This is a genomic window from Thermodesulfobium sp. 4217-1 (assembly GCF_039822205.1).
GTDB lineage: Bacteria > Thermodesulfobiota > Thermodesulfobiia > Thermodesulfobiales > Thermodesulfobiaceae > Thermodesulfobium.
Genome location: NZ_JBAGBW010000002.1, coordinates 116,457 through 141,323 on the forward strand (window position 1 = coordinate 116,457; position 24,867 = coordinate 141,323).

The following is a 24,867-nucleotide window of genomic DNA, read 5'->3' on the forward strand; positions in this document are numbered from 1 at the left end:
AAAAATTTTGTTTTTTTTGTTATTATCTTATAAGAGGTGATTTTATTGAAAAAATTGTTTATTGCTCTTTCAATGTTATTTTTTATTTTCTCAACAAGTTGTTTTTCCTATGCAGATGAGAGTGCTATGGTCAAAGGCAATATAGATTTCGGAATAAATTTAATGAATGAGATAAGAACTCATGAATTCGATAACAACGTTATTTTTTCACCGACTGGTCTGGGCCAATCCCTAAGCGCTCTTTCGAATGGTGCTGCAGGTTCTACTCTTGATCAGATAAATCTTGTACAGGGGCTTAATGGATATAGTGAATCTGATATAAATTCCTTTTGGAAGAAGACTGTAAATCCAAAACCCTATGAATATAACAAAAAAATGTTTATCTATACCAGGTCTTCTCTTTGGGTTCAAAATGGCTATACCTTTAGTCCCGATTTTATGACAAAGATAACATCTTTCTACCCAGGTTTCGACCTTACTTATATAAATTTTTCTGACAAATATACACCATCTGCAATAAACGGTTGGGTTAAATCTACTACTGATCGCCAGGTTACAAACATCATTAGCAAAAAGGATGTCGACAAAGACACCATAATGGATTTGATAAACGTTACTTACGCAAAGCTTGCCTGGAAAAATGAATTCCCAAAAAATCTTACTAAAAAGGGTGATTTTTATCTCTCGAACGGTAAGACCACTAAGGCTCTTTATATGAAGACATCTGGCAATTTTGACTACTATGAGAATAATTTCTTTCAAGCTGTAAAAGTCGATTTGGCAGATCCTAATTTGGAAGCGGTATTTTTCCTTCCAAAGGGCACCAAGACTCTTATGAACATCTACAGGAATATGAACGGTGAAAATTATTTTGATTGGTCTTCGAAATTCCAGAAAAAATCATTAGATCTTATTCTACCAAAAATGGATCTTGAATATAAGAAATCCTTTATAACAGAATTCAAGGGAATTGGTGTCGGCTCACCTTTCAACCAAAATGATGCTGACTTTAAGAGAATGTTTAACGTTGCTAACTTTTCTTTTGTGTCAAACGAAATTTCTGACAACTTTCTAAAAGTTGATGAAAACGGCATAAATAAAACTGTTTTTGACAAAAGTATTAAAGACAACGTGAATTTTGATCACCCGTTTCTGATGGTCATAGTGGACAAAACTACAAATGCCTGGATATTGGTAGCTTCTATTGAGAATCCCCATCCTGATGAATGGCTTGAAATTTTATAGTATTTACAATAATTTATTTTTATGTTAGTATTCACTTTTGCACTTTTTTTGGGCGGATAGCTCAGAGGTAGAGCACTTGCTTCACACGCAAGGGGTCGTAGGTTCGATTCCTACTTCGCCCACCACTCTTTAATCTTATAGGAGGGATATACATAGAGCCTCAAAAATTAATTAAAATTTGCTATTTTTTATTGGATTTTCTTTTTAAAGAATGATGGCTTGGTTGGAGTCTACTCCTTGCTTATTTGATCTCTTTGGTTATATCAATCTGATCTTTGATTTCTTGTGTTTCTTTTTTGAAATTTCCAAGAGATCTACCGAATTCTTGTGTAATTTTTGGAAGCTTTTTTGGTCCAAGGATTATCAAAAGAATTGCTATTATCATTCCAGTTTGCTGCCAACTTATCATTTTTTTGATTCCTTTCCTTGTTTTTGGGATTTCATTTTTTTAAAGTGCTATTTTTAATTGGTTTATATTTTATCTTTTTTCTTCCTGTGATGCAAGAACTTGTCTTGTGAGGTGTATTTATGAGAGACGTATTAGTTAAGCCCCGCATAAAATATGCGGGTGAAAGATCAAATGAAACACAAAGGATCGAAGCTCCTGTACCAAATCTTTTAGATCTTCAAAAGAAATCTTATGAGAGATTTCTTCAGTTTGGAATTGAAGAAGAATTGAGTTCTTACTTCCCAATTGTGGATGCAGGTGACAGGTATGAATTAACATTTGTTTCCTGCCGTTTGGAAGAACCAAAATTTTCTGAAGAGGAGGCCCGAATCAAGGACAAGACTTATGAAGCCCAGATCAAGGTTAAGTTAAGACTACTTGACAAACAAAGCCAAGAAGTGATCGAATCTGAGGTTTTATTGGGTGAAGTGCCAGTAATGACAAAAAGGGCAACTTTTGTCGTGAATGGATCAGAAAGGGTAATAGTAAACCAGCTTACAAGGTCTCCTGGCGTTTATTTTAAAGAAGACAAAGACCTTATGGACAGGAAAACGTTTTTAGGTACAGTAATACCTGTTAAGGGAAATTGGATAAATTTTGAGGCGCCTTCAAATGGTTCTGTATGGATTAGAATAGAAAAGTCAAGGAAATTGCCCGTATCTATCTTTCTAAAAGCTTGCGGAATTGACCAATCAAGAATTGAAGAGGCCCTTGTAGATGACAAATTTAGAAAGGCCACTTTCGCTCAGGATGGCACACAAAACAGAGAAGAGGCCCTTCAAGAGTTTTATAAGAAAATTAGACCTGGAGAAGCACCAAATCCTGAGGCAGCTAAGGGCATTATAAACAATAGATTTTTTGACAAAAGAAGATTCGATCTTGGTGAGGTTGGACGTCTAAAAATAAATGAAAAATTGGGTCTAATGGATGTAGTTCCATTAGATTGTTTGGTTTTACATAAAGAGGATATGCTTGCAATTGTTAAGTATCTTGTAAACCTTCATTATGGAGATGGCACGCTGGATGATATCGATCATCTTGAGAACAGAAGAGTAAGACTGGTAGGCGAGTTGGTAAGACAGAAATTTAGAGAAGGTCTTTATAGGATGGAACATGCGATTCACGAAAGAATGTCTTTGTACAAGGGTACCACAAAGCTAAAAATTAGCAATGTTATAAATAGCGGTCCGCTTACAGTAGCCTTGCGCGAGTTTTTCTGTACCGGTCAATTATCGCAATATATGGATCAAACAAATCCTCTTGCAGAGCTTACTCACAAGAGAAGGATCTCAGTTCTCGGACCTGGCGGGTTAACAAGAGAGAGAGCTGGTTTCGAAGTAAGAGATATTCACCCTTCTTACTATGGCAGATTTTGCCCGATTGAGACTCCTGAAGGCCCCAATGTCGGATTGATTAGCTCACCGACTATTTATGCTGTGGTCAATGACTATGGATTTTTAGAGACGCCGTATAGAAAGGTCAAAAACGGTAAGTTGACTGATATTATCGAAAGCTTTACCGCTAGCAAGGAGAGAAACCTATATATTGCTTCTGCAGACGTAAACGTTGAAAATCAAAAGATTAAAGGCGACACTGTTGTAGCAAGGTATAACGGTGAATTCATGCAGGTTTCACCTGATAAGATTGACTATATTGGAGTTTCTCCCAAGCAGATGTTAAGCTTGAGCTCCTCCTTAATTCCTTTCGTAGAACATAACGATGCAAACCGTGCTTTGATGGGCTGTAACATGCAGCGTCAGGCTGTACCTCTTGCTATTGAGGAGGCGCCATGGGTTGGCACGGGTATGGAGATGGTAGCAGCAATTGATTCCGGTATGGTTCACATTGCTGATAAGGATGGGACGGTAAGGACTGCCGCTGGTGGAAAAATACTTATAGATTTTAATGATGGTACATCAAAAGAATATAGATTAATGAAATTTGTTAGATCAAACAACGCAACGTGCTTTAACCAAAAATCTCTTGTAAGGGCTGGAGACAAGGTCAAGAAGGGTCAAATTCTAACTTCTGGCTGTGCAACCGATAAAGGTGAATTGGCACTTGGCAAAAATGTTTTGGTAGCATTTATGCCATTTGGCGGATATAACTTTGAAGATGCAATATTGATCAACAATAGACTTGTAAGAGAGGATGTTTTTACCTCTATACACATTGAGAGCTATGAAGTTGAGGCCAGATCTACTAAATTGGGCGATGAGGAAATAACGAGAGAAATCCCGAATGTCTCTGAAGAAGCAAGGAGAAATCTTGATGAACAGGGCATTATTGTGGTTGGCACAGAAGTCAATGCTGGAGATTATCTTGTGGGAAAGCTTACGCCAAAGGGTGATGTGGAGCCTCCTTCTGAAGAAAGATTATTAAGGGCAATTTTTGGAGATAAATTAAGGGATATGAGAGATACCTCTCTAAAGCTTCCTCATGGTGAAAAAGGCAAAGTAATAGATGTTAGGATTTTTTCTAGGAACAATGGCGACGATCTGCTCCCGGGAGTGACTACAAAGGTTAGAATAACGGTTGCGCAGATGAGAAAGATATCTGTGGGCGACAAGATGACAGGTAGACACGGTAATAAAGGTGTCATATCCAAGATCTTGCCTGAGGCTGATATGCCTTATTTGCCAGACGGAACTCCAGTTGACGTCGTTTTGAACCCATTGGGCGTACCTTCAAGAATGAATGTAGGTCAGATACTTGAAGAACAATTGGGACTTGCGGCTGGAATACTTAACAATTTTGGCAAGGATAAAGAAGTCAAATATAAATTTGAAGCAACGCCTTTTGACGAGTCATTTGGAGAAAGGGCATCTGAGAGATTTATCCAGCAATATTTGGACAAAGCCAGAGAGATTAAGCCCTTTGTTGGGAAAAACGGAAAGGTTACTCTGTATGATGGTAGAACTGGCGATCCGTTTTTGTCTCCTGTCACAGTGGGATATATGTACTTGCTAAAACTCATCCACCTTGTTGATGACAAGATCCATGCAAGATCAACTGGTCCATACTCGCTAATAACTCAACAGCCTCTTGGAGGAAAAGCTCAGTTCGGAGGTCAGAGGTTTGGTGAGATGGAAGTGTGGGCGCTGGAGGCTTATGGCGCTGCAAATGTGCTGCAAGAGATACTGACTATCAAATCTGATGACATAACTGGCAGAACAAAGGCAATGGAGGCAATTATAAAGGGTAAAAATCTGGGAACTCCAGGTTTGCCAGAGTCTTTTAAAGTGCTTGTCAGAGAGCTTCAGGGATTAGCGCTTGACATAACCCTTATGCATCAAGATGGCAATTTTATTGATTTGGAACATATGGATGATGACGATAATATGCTTCCGCTTTTAAAGACTGTAAACATTGAATATTAATATAAAAAATGTTTACTACAGGTTTGATCGATTAAATTTGAAAGGGAGGAAACAGATTGGAACCCTTTGTTGAAATTGATGATAATAAAAGACAAATTAAAGAGAAGACATCTTCCAAGCTTGTTGGTATTAAGATTGGACTTGCTTCTAGTGAGAAAATAAGAGAGTGGTCAAAAGGAGAAGTAAAAAAGCCTGAAACCATTAACTATAGAACTCTGAGGCCCGAAAGAGGCGGCCTCTTTTGTGAAAAAATCTTTGGTCCTACCAAAGATTATGAGTGTTATTGCGGCAAGTACAAAAGGCCAAGATATAAGGGCACAATTTGTGATAGATGCGGAGTAGAGGTTACCACATCAAAGGTAAGAAGATTGAGAATGGGGCACATTGACCTGGCAGCCCCTGTTGCTCATATTTGGTATTTTAAAGGCACTACGAGCTATATTGCATCTGTTTTGGAGCTTTCAAACAAGGAAGTTGAAGAAGTAATATATTTTTCAAGGTATCTAATTTTAGACCCTAAGGATAGTGACTTACAAAAGTTTAAGACTCTATCGGAAGATGAATACGAATATTGGTTGAAACAACTTGGTAGGTCTGCAATTGAGGTAGAGTATTTAAATGATGGAAATTATCAGGTTACCGATCCAAAAAATACCTTACTGCAAGCTGGCAGAATTCTTACTTCAGATGAATACGAATATTATACTTATAGTTTCGGTCAGGATTATTTTGTTGCAAAGATGGGTGCTGAAGCTATTAAAGAGGCGCTGGAGTCTATTAACGTAGTAGAATTAAGCCAGCAAATTAAAGAGGATATGGTCTCTACATCTTCTCAAAGTCCAAAAAGACTTAAGATGATAAAAAGATTTAGAGTTCTTGAATTTTTTAGAAAATCTGGTGCCAATCCTGCATGGATGGTTTTAGAAGCCATACCTGTTATCCCGCCTGACTTAAGACCAATGGTTCAGTTAGATGGAGGCAGGTTTGCCACTTCTGACCTAAACGATCTTTATAGAAGGGTTATCAATAGAAACAATAGGTTAAAAAAACTTCTTGATATGGGCGCTCCTGAAATAATAGTCAGAAATGAAAAAAGGATGCTCCAGGAGGCTGTGGATGCGCTTTTTGACAACGAGAGAAGGATAAAACCTGTTACTGGGACTCACGATAGACCTCTTAGATCTCTTTCAGATATCATTGAGGGAAAACAAGGGCGATTCAGACAGAATTTGTTGGGAAAAAGAGTCGACTATTCTGGGCGTTCGGTAATTGTGGTAGGTCCTACGCTTAAGCTTCATCAATGTGGATTGCCGAAAGAAATGGCTCTTGAGCTTTTCAAGCCATTTGTAATTCATGAACTGATTGAGAGAGGTTTGACTGGGAACGTAAAAGGCGCAAAGAGAAAGCTGGAGAGAGGTGAAAGTGTAATCTGGGATATCCTTGCCGAGGTTATACAAGGACACCCTGTATTTCTTAACCGTGCTCCTACGCTTCATAGACTGGGCATTCAGGCATTTGAGCCAGTTTTGATTGAAGGAAAAGCTATTCATCTTCATCCTTTAGTTTGTACGGCATTCAATGCGGACTTTGACGGAGATCAAATGGCAGTTCACGTTCCTCTATCTCTTGAGGCCCAGGCTGAAGCAAGAATATTGATGCTGGCAAGTCACAACCTTTTGTCCCCTGCCAATGGTCAGCCGTTGGTTACGCCATCTCAAGATATGGTCTTGGGCCTTCACTATCTGACAAGTTTTGATAAAAATTCTAACTTTAGAAGTGAAGAAGACGCAATGGACGCCTTTAAGAAGGGTGAGATTGAAGAGACCCAAAAGATTGACGTTTTTTGTGAAAAAGCTAATGGGTACCTGACTACCTGTATTAGTAAAATAAAGATTGGAAAGCCTTTTTTGTTCTTTGTAGACAAAGAGGACGCTATTACAAGATATCAAATAAATAGTGTAAATCCTGATGAATTTTCCCTTAGCATTATTGACAGAATTGCAGTTAAAATTAATAATGAATTCTTGTCAACGAGCATAGGTCAAATATTTTTTAATGAAGCTCTTCCAGACAATTGGCCTTATTATAGAGAACCTCTTACCAAGAAAAAGGTTGCAAATATTGTAAGGAAATGTTACGAGGATATCGGGCTTACCAGAACGGTAAAGCTGGTTGACGATTTAAAGGATATGGGATTTAAGTATGCAAAAGAGTCGGGGATATCTATTTCAATCGACGATCTCGTCGTCCCTGATGAGAAAAAAGATATTGTTAAGAAGGCAGAAGAAGAAGTAAAAAAATACGAAGATTTTGTTTTTGAGGGCGTTATGACTCAAGAGGAAAAGGATTCAAAAGTAAGAGAAAAATGGAACATGGTTACTGACGAGATTAAAGACAGAATGAACACGAGTATGGGTGAAAGAAATCCTGTGTTTATGATGGCAAATTCTGGCGCCAGAGGCAACATAGATCAGGTAAGGCAGCTGGCTGCAATGAGAGGTCTTATGTCAGACCCACATGGGAGAATCATCCCTATACCTATAAAAGCAAACCTTAAAGAAGGCATGAATATGATGGAATATTTTATTTCAACATACGGTGCAAGAAAGGGTTTGGTTGATACTGCATTGAGAACTTCTAACTCAGGATATCTTACCAGGAGATTGGTTGACGTCGCTCAGGAAATAATCGTGAGAGAAGAGGATTGCGGTAGTGAAGAAAGCTTAATAGTCTCTGATATGTTTGAAGGGCCAAAAGTAATTTTGGAATTAAGAGACAGGATTATTGGTAGATTTAGCGCTGAAGACATATATGATGCTGATGGTAAGCTAATAGTAAATAGAAATTCGCTCATAACTCCTCCTATCGCTGACAAGATTGTAGATGCTGGAATAAAAGAGGTGGCTGTAAGGTCTCCTTTGACTTGTAAAACTCCTCATGGAGTATGTCAAAAATGTTATGGCTGGAGCTTGGCTACCAGAAATATTGTTGAGATTGGCGAGGCTGTGGGCATTATTGCTGCTCAATCCATAGGAGAACCTGGCACTCAGCTCACTATGAGAACATTTCACACTGGCGGGGTCGCACTCCATAGGAGTAAGAACATAGAGAGATCAAAGACCAATGGAACGGTAAAATTCGATGGCCTAAAGACATTTTCGTTCTTAAATGACAACGAAGAAACGACAATTGCCATTTCGGATGGGCATATATCTGTAAAGGGTGAGTCCAATTTTAAATCTTTTGTAAACAGAGGCATGCTTATACGCGTTAAAGATGGCGCAGTTGTAAAAGAAAACGATCTTTTAGCTGAGGAAGATGAAGAAAACGAATATTTGATATCAGGCAAGGGCATAAGTGTTTATTTCACAATGCCTCTTGAGGAAAGAAAAATGTCTGAGGATAATGTTATTACCTTTGCATCTCAAAATGGTGAGGTTTTATATACAAAAGAGAAACCAATATTGATAAAGGTAAACGCTAACCTGGATATAAAAATAAAAGATAGAGAAAAAGTTGTGGTAGGTAAAGAAATCGCAGAAGGCATTACCAGCCCAGTTTTGGGTATGGCTATTATTCCTAAGTTCGAACCTGTTTTAGACTCTGAAACGGGCGAGATGGTTACCAATATATATATTTATCAAGGTGAATTTTTCCCTTGTAATAAGAATTCAAGATTGTTTATAAAAGATGGCGCCAAGTTGACTAACACTACTTTAGTAGCAATTTCTCCTATTTTAAGGGAGAGCGCAATGAAGACAAAAGATATTATCCAGGGTCTGCCAAGGGTAGAGGAGCTTTTTGAAGCAAGAAGACCAAAAAATGCTGCAATCCTCTCAGAAATTGATGGAATTGTTCATATCTTTGAAAACAATGATCCAGATCCAATTAAAATAATAATTGAAGGATTGGATGAGACGAAAGAGATTATAGCCCCTGCAAGTACGCAGCTCAAGATGTCTGAGGGTGCGTTTATTAAAAAAGGCTATCCTTTGACAGAGGGTCAGTTCTACCCACAGGAGATTTTAAAGACCAGAGGGATTGATGCGGTCAAGCAGTATATCGTTGACGAAATACAAAAAGTATATAAGGACCAAAGCGTTTCAATACACGATAAGCACATTGAAATTATTGTCAGACAGATGACTAAGAGGGTGAAGATAAGAATCGACGGTGATTCTGATTGGCTGCCAGGCGAATACGTCGATAGAGGCGAATTTGAAAAGGTGGTCAAAGACCTTATACTCCAAGGCAAAGTTCCGCCTGAGGCCGATGATGCAGTACTCGGGATCACAAAATCGTCTTTGAACACCTCATCCTTCATTGCTGCTGCCTCTTTCCAGGAAACTACCAGGATATTGACCGAGGCATCCATTAGAGGAAAGGTAGACCATCTTAGAGGATTGAAGGAGAATGTGGTAATAGGGAGACTGATCCCTGCTGGCACAGGATATGATCTATATGAAAAGGTTGATTATAGTAAGGATGGCGATAAACAAGATTAGTTTTAAATAATTATAATATTTTTCTAATATATAACATTTAAAATATTTTCTATTTTCAGAATATCCAAAAGGGAGGTTTTTATGTACGAGCAAAAAGGAAATAAATTTAGAGAAATGCTTGCAAAGTCTATCTTCTTTTTTGTTGCAGCGTGTTTTGGAGGTATGCTTGTCCTTGGTGCTATATGGGCTTTTCCAGCATTTAGACCGCCTGTAAAGGTATCACCCTCTACAGCGGTGGCAGCTATCGATATGTCAACTGACTCTCCTGTTGTAGAGGCTGTTAAAAAGGTTATGCCAAGCGTTGTACAGATAAACACCCTAATGTATGTAAAGAATCCAATATCTGACTTTTTTGGGATTCCAATGAAACCTATCCCTGAGGAAGGTCTTGGATCTGGTGTTATTATTAGGAGCGATGGTTTGATTCTCACCAATAACCATGTAATTGCAAACGCTACCAAAGTGAAGGTGACTCTTTCTGATGGTAGGAAATTTGATGGAGAGGTTTTAGGAGCCGATCCTGTTACAGATTTGGCTGTGGTTAAAGTAAATGCCACCGGGCTTCCTGCTGCACAGCTGGGGTCTTCTTCTGACCTCCAATTAGGACAGTGGGCTATTGCAATAGGTAACCCCTATGGCTTTTCGGGCACAGTGACTCTTGGAATTGTTAGCGCTCTTGATAGAAAGGTTCAAACATCTACTTACAGCGCTGGTCCATTTATCCAGACAGATGCCGCAATTAATCCAGGAAACTCTGGAGGGCCTCTGGTAGACATAAATGGAAGGGTAATAGGCATTAATACTGCTATAATTCCTTATGCGCAGGGTATAGGCTTTGCAATTCCAATTGATACTGCGAAGAATATTTTGGATCAGCTAATAACCAATCATCAGGTGACACATCCTTATTTGGGTATTGATATGCTGCCAGTAGATCAATATCAGCTAAGCCAGATGGGCATTAAACAAAATGCAGCCGTATATGTGGCAAAGGTTATGCCTGGCTCTCCTGCAGAGCATGCTGGAATACTTCCAGGAGATGTGATTTTGAAGATTGATAATACTGAGGTTGATGTCTATTCTTTGCCAAATATCATTCTTACGCACAAGGTTGGAGACGTGGTTCATATTACCCTGTTTAGATCGGGCAAGATTATCGATGTGCCTGTGACCCTGGAACCGAGACCTGAGAATATGAAATATTGATCCAATGTTTAATTTTGTGATTGATTGATGCTGGATTGCAATTCAAGAGATATTTATATTTTCAATGCGTGATCTTAAATAAATTATGAAGGTTTTACATCTATTAAACGAAGGCGAGCTAAGCTGGCAGAAAACTTTCGCAAAATTTGTGTCTGGCTTGTCAAAGTTTGGAATAGAAAGTATTGTAGCTATGCCGAATGCTGGTTATACGTATGACTTTCTAAATGATTACAGAATTGGGCTGGCTGAAAAGCCAGCCTTTAACATTATTCCTATTAAGTTTAAAGGTTTTTTTGATCCATTTTCGTATTTTAAGCTTATCAATATTATAAAGAGCAATAAGATAGATATCGTTCACTCTCAGCTTTCAAGAGCTGCCCTTTATGCAGGAATGGCAAAAAAACATTCCAATGTAAGGGTTGTTTCGAGCGCGCAAAAGGTAAGTTCTATAAAGTATTTTTTAAATTCGGACGTCGTAGTGGCATGTTCGAAATCTGTTCAGGAAGACTTGGTAAAAAAAGGGTTTTCTGGAAATATTTGCCAAATTTACAACGGGATTAACTTTGATGATTATTTTGTTAAAAGAATTGAAAAAGATCAGGCCAAATCAAGACTTGGCATTAGCCCCGAAACATTTTGTGTAGGTATTGTTGCAAGGTTGTCGGCAATGAAGGGGCACAAGATCCTTTTTGAATCTTTTAAGAAAATTAAAGAAGATTTTAAAGATAGAGCTATCTCTCTTGTGGTAGTGGGAGATGGAGAGCTGTTTACTGAGCTTAAATCTTTGGCAAGAGATTTGGCAATTGAAAGTGATGTGATCTTTCTTGGCAGGAGAGACGATTTGGTTGAGCTGTTGTGCTCTTTTGATCTTTATGTTTCTTCTTCGATCGAAAAGGAAGGTTTGCCAACAGTTTTAATTGAAGCACTCTTGATGGAGGTTCCTGTAATTGCAACTGATATCGCTGGAACAAGAGAGATAATTATCAACAACAAAACGGGATTTCTAATTAATCCTGACTCTCAGTCAATATACTCTTCTATGAAAGAATTTTTTCTTAGGTTTTACAGTAAGGATGAAGGTATAATTAAGTTAGTCGAGAATGGGAAAAATCACGTTATTGAAAATTTCTCGCTTGATAAAATGTTAAGTTCATATTTTGATATATATAAATCGTTATTAAATAGAGAGTAAATAATCTATTTCTTATCGGATTTCTATAGAAAAATTAGGAGGAATGTTTGAATAAGATTGCATTGGAAGGCGGAAAACCACAAAGAGAGAGTTTTTTAGTTTTTGGTAAGCCAAGAATTGAAGAAGATGAAATTGCTGAGGTTGTCGACGCTTTAAGATCTGGCTGGATATCGACTGGCCCAAGGGTAAAAAAGTTTGAGGAGAGTTTTTCCGAATATATTGGTTCAAAAAATTGCATTGCTTTAAATTCTTGTACAGCAGGTCTTTCTCTTTCTCTTGCGCTTGCTGGAGTTGGGAAGGGCGATGAGGTCATCACAACTACTCTAACCTTTGCGTCAAGCGCAAATGTTATTGAACATTGTGGTGCAAAACCTGTTTTTGTCGACATAAAAGAGTCAGATCTCAATTTTGACGAAGATCTAATTGAATCAAAAATAAATGATAACACTAAGGCAATAATATCTGTTCATATGGCTGGCAATTCTTGTAATATTGAAAAAATTAATAGAATTGTGAAAAAACACAGTTTAATTTGGATTAACGATACTGCTCACGCTATTGAAACAGAATGGGATGGTGAAAAAATTTCTCATTATGGCGATTTTTCCAGTTATAGCTTTTACGCCACCAAGAATATAACTACTGCTGAAGGTGGGATGCTTGTAGTAAAAGACGACAAATTTTATGAAAGAGGAAGAATTCTCTCTCTTCATGGAATATCGAGGGACGCCTGGAAGAGATACTCTTCTGAAGGTTTTAAGCACTATGAGGTAATCGAGCCTGGTTTTAAGTATAATATGACCGATATTCAAGCGGCCTTGGGCATAAAACAATTAGAAAAGATAGAGAAATATTGGAAAATTAGAGATGAAGTTGCAAATATGTATATTAAAAGGTTTTCAGAAATTGACGAAATAGAACCTATTGAGTACTCATTCGATAGGAGAAGACCATCCTATCACCTCTTTATCTTAAAACTAGTCGATGAAGGCATTTCAAGAGATTTTATGATGGATGCCTTAAAGCACGAAAATATTGGAACGGGAATTCATTATCTGCCTCTTCATCAGCAAAGATATTATAAAGATAAGTACTCTTTGAAAGAGGCTGATTTTCCAATTGCAACAAAGGTTGGTAGACAAATTTTCTCTATTCCGATGGGAGCAAATATTACCGAAAAAGACGTAGAAGATGTAGTTAGCGCTATCAAAAAGATTATCTTATTTGTCAAGAAAAAAGCTTATTAATTAATATTTAAATATCAGAGAGGTTATTTTAATGATTCCCGAAATTAGCACTTTCCCTTTGAAATTTAATACGTCGAAGAAGATTTTAGTAATTGGCGATATTATGCTGGATGAGTATTGGTTTGGAGATATGGAACGAATTTCTCCTGAGGCTCCTGTTCCGGTATTAAAATACCTTAGCAGCGAATATAGACTTGGCGGAGCTGCAAACGTGGCAAGAAACTTGACATCCTTAGGCGCAAACGTTTCCATTGTAGGTCTTGTTGGCGATGATTTTGAGGCTAAAAAGCTAAAAAAACTCTTATCAGATTCAAATATAGACACTTCTGGTATCGTCATATCTAAAAGAAGACCTACAACAAGAAAACTTAGATTGATTGCCAGAAAACAACAGGTTCTCAGAGTTGACAACGAAGACTCAGATCATATAGATGATACTGAATTGCAGGATGTAATTAGCTCATTGAAGCAGCAAATACCCGACTGCGGAGCAATAGTAGTTTCTGACTATAGAAAAGGAATAATTACAAAAGAAGTGATAGAATTTTTAGTAAGCTCAATCGATAATAGAGTTTGTGTGGCTGACTCAAAAGCAAAAAATTATCTTCTGTTTAAAGGTTTTACGACGGTTGCTCCAAACCTTAAAGAGGTTGAGACTATTTTTGATAGAAAATTAACAAATGAAGAAGATATCGTTCAATCTGGTCATGAACTCTTGAAACTATTGGGCAGCAAAGCTGTTCATATTACAAGGGGTGCAGATGGAATTTCTCTTTTTACTGATGAGGTGACTATTAACTTTCCAGCATTTTCAAGCGAGGTATACGATGTAACTGGTGCGGGAGATACCGTAACTGCTGTATTATCCTTGTCATTGATGTCTGGATTTGATATGATTCATTCAACTTTTTTAGCAAATGTGGCAGCTGCAATAGTGGTTAGAAAGGTTGGTACTTCAACTACAAGCGTTCATGAAATTGAAAGATATCTTAGAGAAGAAGAAATTATAGATCTCTATAAAAAAATTGTTTCTAACTCTAAAAGTTAAAATTGTTAATTAAATCTTTTTCAATTTAGAGGAAGGTTGGCATATTGAAAAAAATATCTGATGTATATAAAACTTTAGATGAAATTGTCTCGGCCGTAGAGGGCTGCAAGATTGTTTTTACCAATGGCTGTTTTGACGTAATTCATGAGGGACATATTAGACTTTTTGAATTTGCAAAATCCTTAGGGGATTACTTGATAGTTGGTATAAATTCTGATAGTTCTGTTAGGGCCCTGAAGGGCGATTCGAGGCCTATAAACAGTCAAGAGCAAAGAGCTTCTATAGTGGCAGGCATTAGATTTGTAGATTATTGCTTTATCTTTGATGACAGCACTCCTATCCCATCTATTAAAAAATTAAAGCCTTCTATTCACGTTAAAGGTGGAGATTATAAAGTGGAAGATTTGCCAGAAACTGAGGTTATACGCCAATATGGCGGTGAAGTTGTAATATTTCCATTCTACAAAGATTTTTCTACTACAAACATTTTGGATAAGATAAAAAGGCTCTAAGAAGACTAAATTTAGTTTAACTTATTTGCAATTATTCTTTAAATTTTTTAATATAGAATAATAAATTTTATCTGAGGTGAGAATGAAAGTATTAATTTTTGGAGGCACTGGATTTATTGGAAAAAAAGTTTTAGACGCTCTTATTGCAAATGGCCATAGCGTCGTGGTCTTCTCTCATAAAAGAAAAATTTCAGATGAAGAGGGCATTGATTATGTGAAAGGCGATATATTGGATTCAAATTCTGTTAAAGAAGCTCTGAAATCTAAGCCCGATGTTGTAATTAACCTTGTAGGGATAATAAAAGAAATACCTGATAGAGGCATTACCTTTAAAGCTATGCATTATGACGCAGCAATTAACTTGATAGAAGCTATTAGGGATTTCGATAAAAATATTCCTCTAATACAAATGAGCGCAAATGGAGTAGAATTAGGCAAAGATATTACCGACTACTTTAGATATAAATATATGACTGAAGAAAAACTTCAATCAAGTGGTTTAAAATACGCAATTATAAGGCCATCAATAGTGGTTGGGAAAGATGAAGGAATTGTGAGAGATCTTTCTTTTCCGTTGAGTTTGGGAATATTTCCAATACCAAATATAGATGTAAGGTTTTCTCCAGTTAAGGTTGAGGTTGTTGCAGCGAAAATTGTGGAAGCTGCTGAAAATGTTCTAAACAATAAATCAAAGTCAAGCATTATAAAAATATGTGGTGAGGAAGAAATGAGCTTTAAGGAGCTTATAAAATATATAGCAAAGATTATTGGAAAAAATGTATTGTTTATTCCTGCTCCGTTGTTTTTGTTTAAAATGGCTGCTTTTTTGGGAGATAGGTTTAATTTCGTGCCACTAAACACTGTCACGTTGAAAATGCTACTTCAGGGAAATGTTTGCTCAAAATAGATAAATTATGTAAGATATTAAAAAACTTAATCTCGGTTGAGGAGGAATTCTAAGTGGAAGAAATTTCGAAGTTTAAGGTTACCCGAAGAGGATATGGTATTGACGAAATTGCTTTGAGGCCAACAGAAAGAACTATCGATCCAGAAGATGTAGATATATCTGTAAAGATTGGTTGTTATGAATTTGGTATTCCTGTTGTAGCATCTGCAATGGACTCAGTTGTTAACCCATTTATAGCGGCAGAACTTTCAAGACATGGGGCTTTAGGAGTGTTAAATCTTCAAGGTATTCAAACGAGATATGACGATCCCCTTCCTGTTCTTGAAGAAATTGCCGCAGCGTCTACAGATGATTTTGTGACAGTTATGCAAAGACTTTATGAAGAGCCAATTAAACCAGATCTGATAGTGAAAAGAATCCAAGAAATAAAGTCTCATGGTGCCATAGCTGCAGTTTCATCTGTTCCACAGACTGCCGCCGAGTTTGGGCCGATTGCAAAGGACGCTGGCGCAGACATATTTGTTCTCCAGGCGACCGTAATTGCGCCAAAACATATAAGCAGTAAGGGTAATATTTTAGACATAAAAGATTTTTGTTCTATGATGGAAATTCCGGTAATTGTAGGAAATACAGTAGGGTTTTCTTCAACTATCGGTCTTATGAGACAGGGAGCGAGCGCTGTCTTGATAGGAGTTGGCCCAGGCGCTGCCTGTACTACAAGAGGGGTTTTAGGCATTGGAGTGCCTCAGGCTACCGCTATAAGTGAAGCTGCTGCAGCAAGGGAAATGTACTTTAATGAAACTGGAAGATATGTACCGATAATAGCTGATGGAGGTATGGTAAATTCTGGCGATATGATCAAGGCCCTTGCGGTTGGTGCTGATGCTGTTATGATAGGTTCACCTATAGCGAGAGCACAAGAGGCCCCAGGTATGGGATTCCACTGGGGAATGGCCACACCGAATGGAGTGTTGCCAAGAGGAACAAGAATAAGAGTGGGAACAGTGGGAACCCTTAAAGAAATTCTTGTGGGTCCTGCTAGATTTGATTATGGATGTCACAATATAGCGGGTGCTATGGTCTTATCCTTGTCAACGCTTGGAGTAAGGACCATTAAAGAGCTACACAATGTGGAAGTAATAGTTGCACCATCTCTCCTTACTGAAGGAAAAGTTTATCAAAAAGCCCAAAAGCTTGGGATGGGCAAATAATGTTTTCAGATAATGATTTTATAGCAGTAATAGATTTTGGTTCACAATATAGTCAACTTATAGCAAGAAGGATAAGGGAGTGCTCTGTATATTCAGAGCTATTTCCACCAACCATAAGTGCTCAAGAGCTTAAGAAGCTAAACCCTAAAGGTATTGTTCTATCAGGAGGGCCCAATTCTGTTTATGATGAGGACGCCCCAAGGATGGACCCAGAGATATTGAATATAGGCATACCGATTTTAGGTATATGCTATGGAATGCAGCTAATTTCGCATCAGCTTGGCGGTCAAGTAGAGCAGGGTTTGAAACATGAATATGGCAGAACAAAAATAAAGTTTGAAGATGACAATTTACTTTTTAAAAATATAACAAATGAAATTAATGTATGGATGAGTCACGGAGACGAAGTAAAAGTTCTTCCAGAGGGTTTTAGCTGTTCGGCCTTGACTGAAAACAAAAAGTTTGCGAGCGTTTGTTCGCGTGAGAAGGGCATTTATGCTGTGCAATTTCATCCTGAGGTAGCTCATACCGAACAGGGTCAGATAATTATAAGAAATTTTGTCTTTAATATATGTAAGGCAAAGCCCACATGGTCTATGGCGACATTTGTCCAAGATTCCATCTCTAAAATTAAAGAGTTGGTGGGCGACCAAAAGGTGATTTGCGCATTGTCCGGCGGAGTAGACTCAAGTGCCGCGGCGGTTCTTGTGCATAAGGCTATTGGCGAAAATTTAACATGTTTTTACGTTGACACAGGGCTTATGAGAAAGAATGAAAATAAAGATATAAAAAGAATATTTGGTGAAGAATTTCGCTTAAATGTGAAATTTATTGATGCAAGAGAAAGATTTTTGTCAAAGTTAGAAGGCGTCTCTGAACCAGAGCATAAAAGAAAAATAATTGGCGAAGAGTTTATAAGAACTTTTGAAGATGCGATAAAGGGACTTGGAGAATTTGGATGGTTAGTCCAGGGAACTCTTTATCCTGACGTAATTGAGAGCGCTGTAAGTGTCGGAGGTAAGGCTGTAAGAATAAAGTCTCACCATAACGTAGCAGGCCTCCCTGATGATATGAAATTCAAGCTTCTGGAGCCATTTAGACACCTTTTTAAAGATGAAGTAAGGACCCTTGCATTAGAGCTGGGATTACCAGATGAAGTAGTTTATAGACACCCTTTCCCTGGTCCAGGTCTTGCAATAAGAATGATAGGGGAAATAACCAGGAAAAAATTAAGGATACTTAGGGATGCGGATGCAATTGTAAGAGAGGAAATATTTAACGCAGGTTTGTATAGAGATGTATGGCAGGCATTTGCAGTCTTGTTGCCAATAAAGAGCGTGGGAGTTATGGGCGATAAGCGAACATATTCTTATCCTGTGGTTCTTAGAATTGTTTCGAGCGATGACGCAATGACTGCTGATTGGGCGAGAATTCCATACGACTTGCTTGACAGGATCTCTAGAAGGATTGTAAATGAAGTGGATGAAGTGAACAGAGTGGTATATGATATTTCTTCAAAACCGCCTGCAACAATTGAGTGGGAATAAATAGTTTCAGGGTGAAATATAACTATATCATCAAAAAATTGATTATCTAAAATATGATAGAATTATTCTGATGATTTTTCTGTTTAATAATTATCTTTTTGATAAAAAATAATGTATAATATTAACATATTTTTATATAGGGAGTAAGAAAATTATGGAAAGTTTTATGGGTTTTTAGAAAATATGAAAAGAACTTTTTTTATTTTTATTTTGTTATTGTTAATGATGCCGTATGCCTTTGCTCAAAATGAGACGCCAGTGGGTGCTTCAAAAATATTGGATGCAAACATAAGCGTAGCTAAGGACTTAAAGATTGTAGTTGATGGCAAGGAAGTAAAGAGCGATGTCCCTCCCGTGGTCAGATACGGTTTGGTTTATGTCCCCGTTAGATTTGTATCTGAGGCAATGAATGCAACTGTGACCTGGGATGAGCAGCATAGAATTGTTAAGGTTTCCTTAGATGGCAAAAGCATAGAATTTTTCATAGAAAGCTCTCTTGTAAATGTTAATAGTAAAGACGAAAAGATGCTTGCTCCTGCATTTATCTACCAAGACAGAACTATGGTGCCGCTAGAGCTAACTGCACTAAATTTAGGTGCAAGCGTCGAAAAGGGTAACGGTACAATAAACATTGGCTTAAGTAAAAATCAACAAGCTCAAACAAAGACTCCAAGCGGCGTGTCCCTTAATATGCCTAACCCTCCAGTAATCGAGTACGGGATTCCGTTACTTTGGTTTATTGGATTGTTGTTTTTATTTTTTACGATGTTCAAAGAATGGTTAAAAAATAAAAATTCTTAAAAATATTAATTTATCGTTGTTTTCTGTTAAAATTTTAATATTATAAAATTAATTGATGAAAGGTGAAATTCAAAGAATGAAAGAAGGAAGCTTAAACGCCAAGAGGTCGGGCTTGACAGATTTTATTGAGGCAAGAATCGATCTGGTAATGATATTGTTTTTGCTTTTAATTGTGGCCCCGTTAGTTTATTTTGTGGCAAGAAGTACTGTTTGGGCTGCGATTGTTCCTGTGGGGGCTGCTTGGGCGGGTCTTATCTCTAAAGAAATTCCGCAGGAAAAACTTATTACAATGGGCGGAGTAGCTCAAGGCTTAGGTCTTGTTGTAACTCTTTTTGGTTTGGGTCAGGTTATTGGTCCTGCTATTGCTGCTCACAATGTTGAGATGGTAGGTTATGGCGTTTCTATCAAGATTGAGGCGACAATTACTGGTCTTTTGATATCGGTAATTTTGTCGGCTGTTTCGGCAAGACTTTCATAAAATGGCTTCTCCAAAGAGGCGCATCACCTTTCTTATGCCATTTATTGACTTTGCGTTTATGTTGGTAATTGTATTTGTAGCCCTGTTGTCTATTGCGTATTTTAAACCGCAGGAAGTTTCGTCAAATAATCTTGAACAGCAGCTCCAACAAAGTCAGGCAATGGTTTCTGAGCTAGTAAAAGAAAATAATGTACTTAGAAGTAAGTTACCAGCAAATGAACAAAATGTTTCTCAGAATCAAAATCAGCTTTCGCAAAATGAAAGACAAGGGCTTTTATCGCAGATTTCTCAGTTACAAGGAAGGGTTTCTGAGCTTCAAGCTAAAAATGAGGCTCTTCAAAAAGAACTGAAGGGAAAATTTGGATCAAGTGAATATATTGACATTAGAAAATAACTATTTTGGGGAGTATAAGATATCTTAAAGTGTAAAGGGTTTAAAAATAACAAAATATGTCAAATTAATAGTTTGCTAATTTTTAGAAAGATTTTCTTTCTTTTATTTTTTGCTAACTTTTTATTTGTTTCTTTGTCATTAGTTAATTTTCTACCCTTTCACAGAGCAGCATATGCTGATGTTGTAAACTTATCACAAGAAATTGTCCAGATCTGGGACGCAAAAGCAAACGACCTTTCATATAAGTATTTTTATACATTTGCAAGGGGTAACCTGCCTAAACTGAAGTCACTTTCTGAAGAAGACTCTGTAAAGGCTATGTACATTCTGGGACACGCGCAGGATGTGCCAAATGAGCTTTTTTCCGCATATACTAACGCAGAGCATAGACTGAAGGATGAATCACTTCCTATTGATAATCCAGACTTTGAAAAGGCTTTGAACGACAAAGTTGATAAAAGAATGCTTCACTTTCTCGATATTAGGGATGCATTAGAAAGGGTAACATATTTTCCAGATCTTTATAACGTTAAAGAGACGAGTATCTATGGCTTAGATTTTTTGCCGCTACAGGTTAGGATGATAAGATTAGCGTATTCACAGATAGAAAAAATGAATATGGGCGTAGATCAGGCTCAGCAGTATTATCTCTTGACCCTTTTAGATCAAGATCCACCACCGGATTTCGAATCTTATAAGACCTTTATCGATAATTTTTTTAAAAAACTTAGTAAGGTATATTTGATGTGAATATAAACTTGATGGATTTTGAAAAATTCAATATTAAGATTTTTGGCATATTGCTTTTTTTAACTCTAATATGTTTTACTTTGATCCCACAAAACTTTGCAAATGCAGATCCAGAAGACAACGTGGTCTTTAGGACACAAAGCGGTATAGTAGTAGTTTTTGGTACTGCTAAAGAATTGTATTCTTTGGAGGATGCTTACAAGAATGATTCTGTAAAGATTGACAACGTTTATGACTGGATCAAAAAGAATTATCCAGGACTTAGGTTGGAGAGATATAACTTATTTATGTCATATAAATTTGGTAAGTGGGGCTTGGATTTAAGGCTCAGAGAGGCTGAGGTAATGGGGATAATTCCAACTATTGAGGGACTTTCTATCAGCGATTCGAAGACTGTCCTGGAAAAATCTGGTTTTGAATTATTAAATAGCCTGGAGCAAATTCCAGTAAAAAAACGGGCTGTGTTTCTTGAGGGGACATCATCTAACGACAATGTACACATTTTCTTTGAAGGGTTTATTTATCAGGAGCCGTGAAATTTAATATAAATCTTAATAAAAAAATAATTTGTAAAAACACAAACAATAATATTTTTGATTTTGTAGTTTTTAAAGAGAGACTGTATCAACTGCGTTTATTTTTGTCAAATAATAGGGAAAGCATCTTAAAATCGTTTTCTTTATCAAAATCGAAAATTTTTACTTCTAAAAAGAGTATTTTTACATGTGCTCTTTTCTTCCTTGCTATCAGCGCTTGTATCTCGAGCAACTTTTCTTATGCCAATGAAAGTATGGTTATGGATACAAACAGCGCAAAAAGTGGTCAAATTCTTATGATTGATGGAAAAGTTTTTACATATCAAGATAAAGATGCCAAATCAAATATTACGAAAACTGTAAAAATTGGAAATGAGACAATTGATATAACCTATAAGGATATGCAAAAGCCAGGCAAGAGCTTTATGGTACCAGTTGGAGTTACAGATAAAGCGCTTGCAGAAGGTGCAAAAGTTCCTGTCTTAATGGCTGATGGAAAAATTGAATATGTAAATATTCCAAAACAAAAGGATACATTGTTTCCAAATACTATATATATTCCTGTTGCAGGGGCAGGACAGATTGGCAGCACGCCCGGCAAGCTGGTCTTAGGAGTTGTCCCTATAATTACTAAAAGGTTAAATATTACCTGGTCTGATACTGCAGATCAAGGTCTGGTAATTAATTATGACTATTCTGGACAGGTTGGTGGTTCGATATATGACACCACGAATAGACTTCACAAACAAGACTATTCTTTTTGGGCAAACTTTAACAATACGCATATAAGCGATCAATACGTTCTTGGAAAGGCCGATCCCACTGTGGGATATATTGAACAGCATGTCCCAATCAAGTCTTATAAGGGAGATCTTTCTAAGATAGGCAATGATGTGATTACAAATATTTCTTCTGATATTAGGTTGGACTATAGCAAATCGAGAGACAGAAGAGGTTTGATTGGGGCCAACTTAGATTGGGATACGAAGAATGCTCATTATGAATGGGGCTACTTTGATAGCATTATGTTCACAAAGCCTCACTTTGCATGGCGATGGGATCTTTATAAGTCAACAGATTTGTACAACCCTGAATATCTCGGTTTTTATGGAAGGTTGGATAACTTCGACTTTACTTCACAAAGAGGAAGTGTGAGCAGTTTTTCTTCAAATACAGGGTCTTTTACCGGCGGTTTTGAAAAAATAGGTGCAATGGTAGAAATGGATAACTTTATAAAGAATACATATTTAAGAATTGGCAGCATTCACCTGGATCCAAACGACGACTTTTATATGAGGGCAGATAGACATCTTAATACCAATCTTGAATATGAAACGACTATAGGTAGGCCAGTAATACTCGGAGTTAGCTCAAATAGGTTTGGCGGCTATGCATACTCTTCATACTATACTGTGGGCAGAAACTCGTGGATTAATTTGAGACTGGATCTAGATTATTATATTGGGAATAATTGGATGATTCACTTTAGGGGTCTTGATGACAATCTGAGAACTGGAGGTCAGACTGTCAACGCTTTTTGGGATACGAGAAATATTTATCTTGTAAAGTATGCCGATGCTCTAAACAAAAAAGATATCATTAACAGACTGGGAGTTGACTATATTTTTTCAGAGATAGAATTTTCAAGGAGTGAGTCTGGGGCTCCTTATGACACAAAGTATTACTTTGGATTTTCAAAAACTATTCCAATACCTTATCCATGGATAAGGATGAGTGAAGGTTTTAGATTTACAATTGGTATGGCATCTACCCCAATAGAGTTTTATATTATTAATCAAAAAAATGATAATGGTAATGGTAGAAGTTGGTCATTTGGGGCAACGCTGAGCATATTGTCCTTTTAATGATTAATGATGTGCTTATGAAAAATAAAAGATGTTTGGTAGCAATTACTGGTTCTCAGGGAGCGGGGAAAAGTGAAGTATTAAAGTTTTTGAGAGAATTAGGTTATGATGCTTATTCTGCTGACGAAATATCCAAAGAGATTTTTAATGAAAATTTTCAAGAGATTTATAAAATGTTCAAGGACTATTCTATAGAAAATACGAATTTTGATATTCCAAGGCTTAGGCGACAGATTGCTCTGGTCATCTCAAGAGATAAATCAATGAAGAAAAAACTTGAAGATTTTATATGGCCCAAGGTGAAAGAACGCTTAGATGAAATATCAAATAATAGCGTGGCAGTATTCGTAGAGATTCCTTTACTATTCGAGGCAAATATGGAAGATAATTTCGATAAAATATGGATTGTAGATGCTCCTTTTGAGGTTAGATTAAATAGATTGATAAAAACCAGGGGCTATACTGAGGAGGAGGCAAGAATTCGAATGAATCTTCAGTGGCCACCATCAAAGCCCATAGATCAGTGCAAGGTTCCAATTCAATACATTGACGGCGGCCAGGATATAGAGGATGTAAAAAAAAGGGTAATAGAGCTCTTAGACTCTTTTTAAATGATGAGCTTCATCATACGATGGAAAGGTTGAATTTATGATATCGAAATGATATCTGTTTAAGGACTCGATTATAGTATCCTTTATATTTGCATAACTTCTAACGAACTTCGGAACTCTGTTTGGATTTATCCCTAAGACGTCTTGCCAAACTAACACCTGACCATCTACAAATTTTCCTGCACCTATGCCAATAGTAGGCACTCTTAATTCTTTTGAAACTATTTCTGAGACCTCTTCTGGGATAGCTTCTAAGAGAATGCAAAATGCACCGCAATCTTCAAGCTCTTTGCTAGCGCTAATAATTCTGTCTGCATCTTCTTTTGTGTTACCTTGAGTTTTAAAGCCTCCAAATTTTAGAACATGCTGGGGAGTTAACCCAAGATGACTTATAACAGGTATGCCTATGCTACTCAATCTCTTGGTAACCTCAGGTATTGGATATTCAAAGCCTTCTATTTTTACTGCATCAGCGCCTGCTTTTATAAGCTTACCTGCATTTTCTATAGCATCTTTTATATCAATTTGGTATGAAAGAAATGGCATGTCGGCGACGATCATTTTGTTCGGAGCGCCCCTTTTTACAGCTTTAAGGAAAATTAGCATCTCATCTATTGTTATGCTAAGAGTGTTCTCGTGGCCAAGCATTAACATAGCAAGAGAATCTCCAACAAGTAGGGTATCAATATCGGTCATGGAAACTAAAAGAGCGCTAGTATAATCGTATACAGTAACCATCGAAAATTTCCTAACGCCCTTTAGCTTAACTATGTCAGGTGCATAAAGTTTTTTCTCCATTATTTCTCTGATAAAAGCTTTCCACCCTTTGCAATATCATCAGTCGTTAGATCGTGAAACAATATTGTAATGGCTTCAGGCTTTGCGTTTCCATTTTTTACAATTGTTTCAGTTATTTCTTTTGCAATCTGCTTTTTTTGTTCTTTTGTTCTTCCTTCTAACAATTCTATAGTTACTATGGGCATT

21 protein-coding genes and 1 tRNA gene are annotated in these 24,867 nt (G+C 37.1%); 19 read left to right on the forward strand and 3 right to left on the reverse strand.

Annotation, left to right across the window (positions count from 1 at the left end):
- The first annotated feature begins 45 nt into the window (after positions 1-45).
- Positions 46-1,245 carry a serpin family protein gene (locus V4762_RS01680; RefSeq protein ID WP_347314035.1) on the forward strand — a complete coding sequence of 400 codons (1,200 nt, stop codon included), beginning with the start codon at positions 46-48 and terminating at the stop codon, positions 1,243-1,245.
- Between the two features lie 50 nt (positions 1,246-1,295).
- Positions 1,296-1,370: transfer RNA gene (locus tag V4762_RS01685), tRNA-Val, on the forward strand.
- A gap of 116 nt (positions 1,371-1,486) precedes the next feature.
- On the opposite strand, the gene V4762_RS01690 is transcribed toward V4762_RS01685, so the two are convergent.
- A complete protein-coding gene (locus V4762_RS01690) occupies positions 1,487-1,654 on the reverse strand; it encodes a twin-arginine translocase TatA/TatE family subunit (protein ID WP_347314036.1) in 168 nt (55 codons plus the stop codon).
- 119 nt (positions 1,655-1,773) lie between these two features.
- Here V4762_RS01690 and rpoB point away from each other — a divergent pair, with 119 nt between their 5' ends.
- From rpoB to coaE, 17 genes are all read left to right on the forward strand, one after another.
- Positions 1,774-5,073 carry a DNA-directed RNA polymerase subunit beta gene (gene rpoB, locus V4762_RS01695; protein WP_347314037.1) on the forward strand — a complete coding sequence of 1,100 codons (3,300 nt, stop codon included), beginning with the start codon at positions 1,774-1,776 and terminating at the stop codon, positions 5,071-5,073.
- A 56-nt stretch (positions 5,074-5,129) separates the two neighbouring features.
- Positions 5,130-9,578 (forward strand): DNA-directed RNA polymerase subunit beta', encoded by a 4,449-nt coding sequence (gene rpoC, locus V4762_RS01700; protein WP_347314038.1) that lies wholly within the window; start codon positions 5,130-5,132, stop codon positions 9,576-9,578.
- An 81-nt stretch (positions 9,579-9,659) separates the two neighbouring features.
- Complete coding sequence (locus tag V4762_RS01705; protein ID WP_347314039.1) at positions 9,660-10,784, forward strand: S1C family serine protease; 1,125 nt, start codon at positions 9,660-9,662, stop codon at positions 10,782-10,784.
- Positions 10,785-10,869: 85 nt separating this feature from the next.
- Positions 10,870-11,976, forward strand: a complete 1,107-nt coding sequence (locus V4762_RS01710; protein ID WP_347314040.1) for a glycosyltransferase — start codon at positions 10,870-10,872, stop codon at positions 11,974-11,976.
- A 47-nt stretch (positions 11,977-12,023) separates the two neighbouring features.
- Complete coding sequence (locus tag V4762_RS01715) at positions 12,024-13,223, forward strand: DegT/DnrJ/EryC1/StrS family aminotransferase (RefSeq protein ID WP_347314041.1); 1,200 nt, start codon at positions 12,024-12,026, stop codon at positions 13,221-13,223.
- A 31-nt stretch (positions 13,224-13,254) separates the two neighbouring features.
- Entirely contained in the window at positions 13,255-14,271 is a 1,017-nt protein-coding gene (rfaE1, locus tag V4762_RS01720) for a D-glycero-beta-D-manno-heptose-7-phosphate kinase (RefSeq protein ID WP_347314042.1), read from the forward strand.
- Positions 14,272-14,315: 44 nt separating this feature from the next.
- Positions 14,316-14,783 carry a D-glycero-beta-D-manno-heptose 1-phosphate adenylyltransferase gene (gene rfaE2, locus V4762_RS01725; protein ID WP_347314043.1) on the forward strand — a complete coding sequence of 156 codons (468 nt, stop codon included), beginning with the start codon at positions 14,316-14,318 and terminating at the stop codon, positions 14,781-14,783.
- An 82-nt stretch (positions 14,784-14,865) separates the two neighbouring features.
- Complete coding sequence (locus V4762_RS01730; protein ID WP_347314044.1) at positions 14,866-15,690, forward strand: NAD-dependent epimerase/dehydratase family protein; 825 nt, start codon at positions 14,866-14,868, stop codon at positions 15,688-15,690.
- Positions 15,691-15,743: 53 nt separating this feature from the next.
- On the forward strand, positions 15,744-16,901 hold the full coding sequence (locus V4762_RS01735; RefSeq protein ID WP_347314045.1) for a GuaB3 family IMP dehydrogenase-related protein: 1,158 nt from the start codon (positions 15,744-15,746) through the stop codon (positions 16,899-16,901).
- Positions 16,901-18,448, forward strand: a complete 1,548-nt coding sequence (guaA, locus tag V4762_RS01740; RefSeq protein WP_347314046.1) for a glutamine-hydrolyzing GMP synthase — start codon at positions 16,901-16,903, stop codon at positions 18,446-18,448. The genes V4762_RS01735 and guaA overlap by 1 nt, the downstream gene beginning before the upstream one ends.
- A 183-nt stretch (positions 18,449-18,631) precedes the next feature.
- Positions 18,632-19,249: a copper amine oxidase N-terminal domain-containing protein gene (locus V4762_RS01745; RefSeq protein WP_347314047.1), complete on the forward strand. Its 618-nt coding sequence runs from the start codon at positions 18,632-18,634 to the stop codon at positions 19,247-19,249.
- A gap of 76 nt (positions 19,250-19,325) precedes the next feature.
- Positions 19,326-19,727, forward strand: coding sequence for a hypothetical protein (locus V4762_RS01750; RefSeq protein WP_347314048.1), 402 nt, complete (start codon positions 19,326-19,328; stop codon positions 19,725-19,727).
- Positions 19,728-19,761: 34 nt separating this feature from the next.
- Complete coding sequence (locus V4762_RS01755; RefSeq protein WP_347314049.1) at positions 19,762-20,121, forward strand: hypothetical protein; 360 nt, start codon at positions 19,762-19,764, stop codon at positions 20,119-20,121.
- Between the two features lie 132 nt (positions 20,122-20,253).
- Positions 20,254-20,871, forward strand: coding sequence for a hypothetical protein (locus V4762_RS01760; RefSeq protein WP_347314050.1), 618 nt, complete (start codon positions 20,254-20,256; stop codon positions 20,869-20,871).
- Complete coding sequence (locus V4762_RS01765) at positions 20,868-21,407, forward strand: hypothetical protein (RefSeq protein WP_347314051.1); 540 nt, start codon at positions 20,868-20,870, stop codon at positions 21,405-21,407. The genes V4762_RS01760 and V4762_RS01765 overlap by 4 nt, the downstream gene beginning before the upstream one ends.
- Positions 21,404-23,272, forward strand: coding sequence for a hypothetical protein (locus V4762_RS01770; RefSeq protein WP_347314052.1), 1,869 nt, complete (start codon positions 21,404-21,406; stop codon positions 23,270-23,272). Before V4762_RS01765 ends, V4762_RS01770 begins: the two co-directional genes overlap by 4 nt.
- 17 nt (positions 23,273-23,289) lie before the next feature.
- Positions 23,290-23,883, forward strand: a complete 594-nt coding sequence (gene coaE / locus V4762_RS01775) for a dephospho-CoA kinase (RefSeq protein ID WP_347314053.1) — start codon at positions 23,290-23,292, stop codon at positions 23,881-23,883.
- On the opposite strand, the gene panB is transcribed toward coaE, so the two are convergent.
- Both panB and V4762_RS01785 read right to left on the reverse strand, forming a co-directional pair.
- Entirely contained in the window at positions 23,869-24,681 is an 813-nt protein-coding gene (gene panB, locus V4762_RS01780) for a 3-methyl-2-oxobutanoate hydroxymethyltransferase (RefSeq protein WP_347314054.1), read from the reverse strand. The two genes, coaE and panB, sit on opposite strands and share 15 nt — an antisense overlap.
- Entirely contained in the window at positions 24,681-24,866 is a 186-nt protein-coding gene (locus V4762_RS01785; RefSeq protein WP_347314055.1) for a 2-hydroxymuconate tautomerase, read from the reverse strand. The genes panB and V4762_RS01785 overlap by 1 nt, the downstream gene beginning before the upstream one ends.
- Position 24,867 lies beyond the last annotated feature (1 nt).

What these genes read in the sequence shown, in the direction of transcription:
- V4762_RS01690 (WP_347314036.1), bottom strand. Translation starts at nt 1,654, where the DNA reads ATGATAAGTTGGCAGCAAACTGGAATGATAATAGCAATTCTTTTGATA.
- rpoB (WP_347314037.1), top strand. Translation starts at nt 1,774, where the DNA reads ATGAGAGACGTATTAGTTAAGCCCCGCATAAAATATGCGGGTGAAAGA.
- V4762_RS01705 (WP_347314039.1), top strand. Translation starts at nt 9,660, where the DNA reads ATGTACGAGCAAAAAGGAAATAAATTTAGAGAAATGCTTGCAAAGTCT.
- V4762_RS01710 (WP_347314040.1), top strand. Translation starts at nt 10,870, where the DNA reads ATGAAGGTTTTACATCTATTAAACGAAGGCGAGCTAAGCTGGCAGAAA.
- rfaE1 (WP_347314042.1), top strand. Translation starts at nt 13,255, where the DNA reads ATGATTCCCGAAATTAGCACTTTCCCTTTGAAATTTAATACGTCGAAG.
- V4762_RS01730 (WP_347314044.1), top strand. Translation starts at nt 14,866, where the DNA reads ATGAAAGTATTAATTTTTGGAGGCACTGGATTTATTGGAAAAAAAGTT.
- guaA (WP_347314046.1), top strand. Translation starts at nt 16,901, where the DNA reads ATGTTTTCAGATAATGATTTTATAGCAGTAATAGATTTTGGTTCACAA.
- V4762_RS01745 (WP_347314047.1), top strand. Translation starts at nt 18,632, where the DNA reads ATGAAAAGAACTTTTTTTATTTTTATTTTGTTATTGTTAATGATGCCG.
- V4762_RS01750 (WP_347314048.1), top strand. Translation starts at nt 19,326, where the DNA reads ATGAAAGAAGGAAGCTTAAACGCCAAGAGGTCGGGCTTGACAGATTTT.
- V4762_RS01755 (WP_347314049.1), top strand. Translation starts at nt 19,762, where the DNA reads ATGCCATTTATTGACTTTGCGTTTATGTTGGTAATTGTATTTGTAGCC.
- coaE (WP_347314053.1), top strand. Translation starts at nt 23,290, where the DNA reads ATGAAAAATAAAAGATGTTTGGTAGCAATTACTGGTTCTCAGGGAGCG.
- panB (WP_347314054.1), bottom strand. Translation starts at nt 24,681, where the DNA reads ATGGAGAAAAAACTTTATGCACCTGACATAGTTAAGCTAAAGGGCGTT.
- V4762_RS01785 (WP_347314055.1), bottom strand. Translation starts at nt 24,866, where the DNA reads ATGCCCATAGTAACTATAGAATTGTTAGAAGGAAGAACAAAAGAACAA.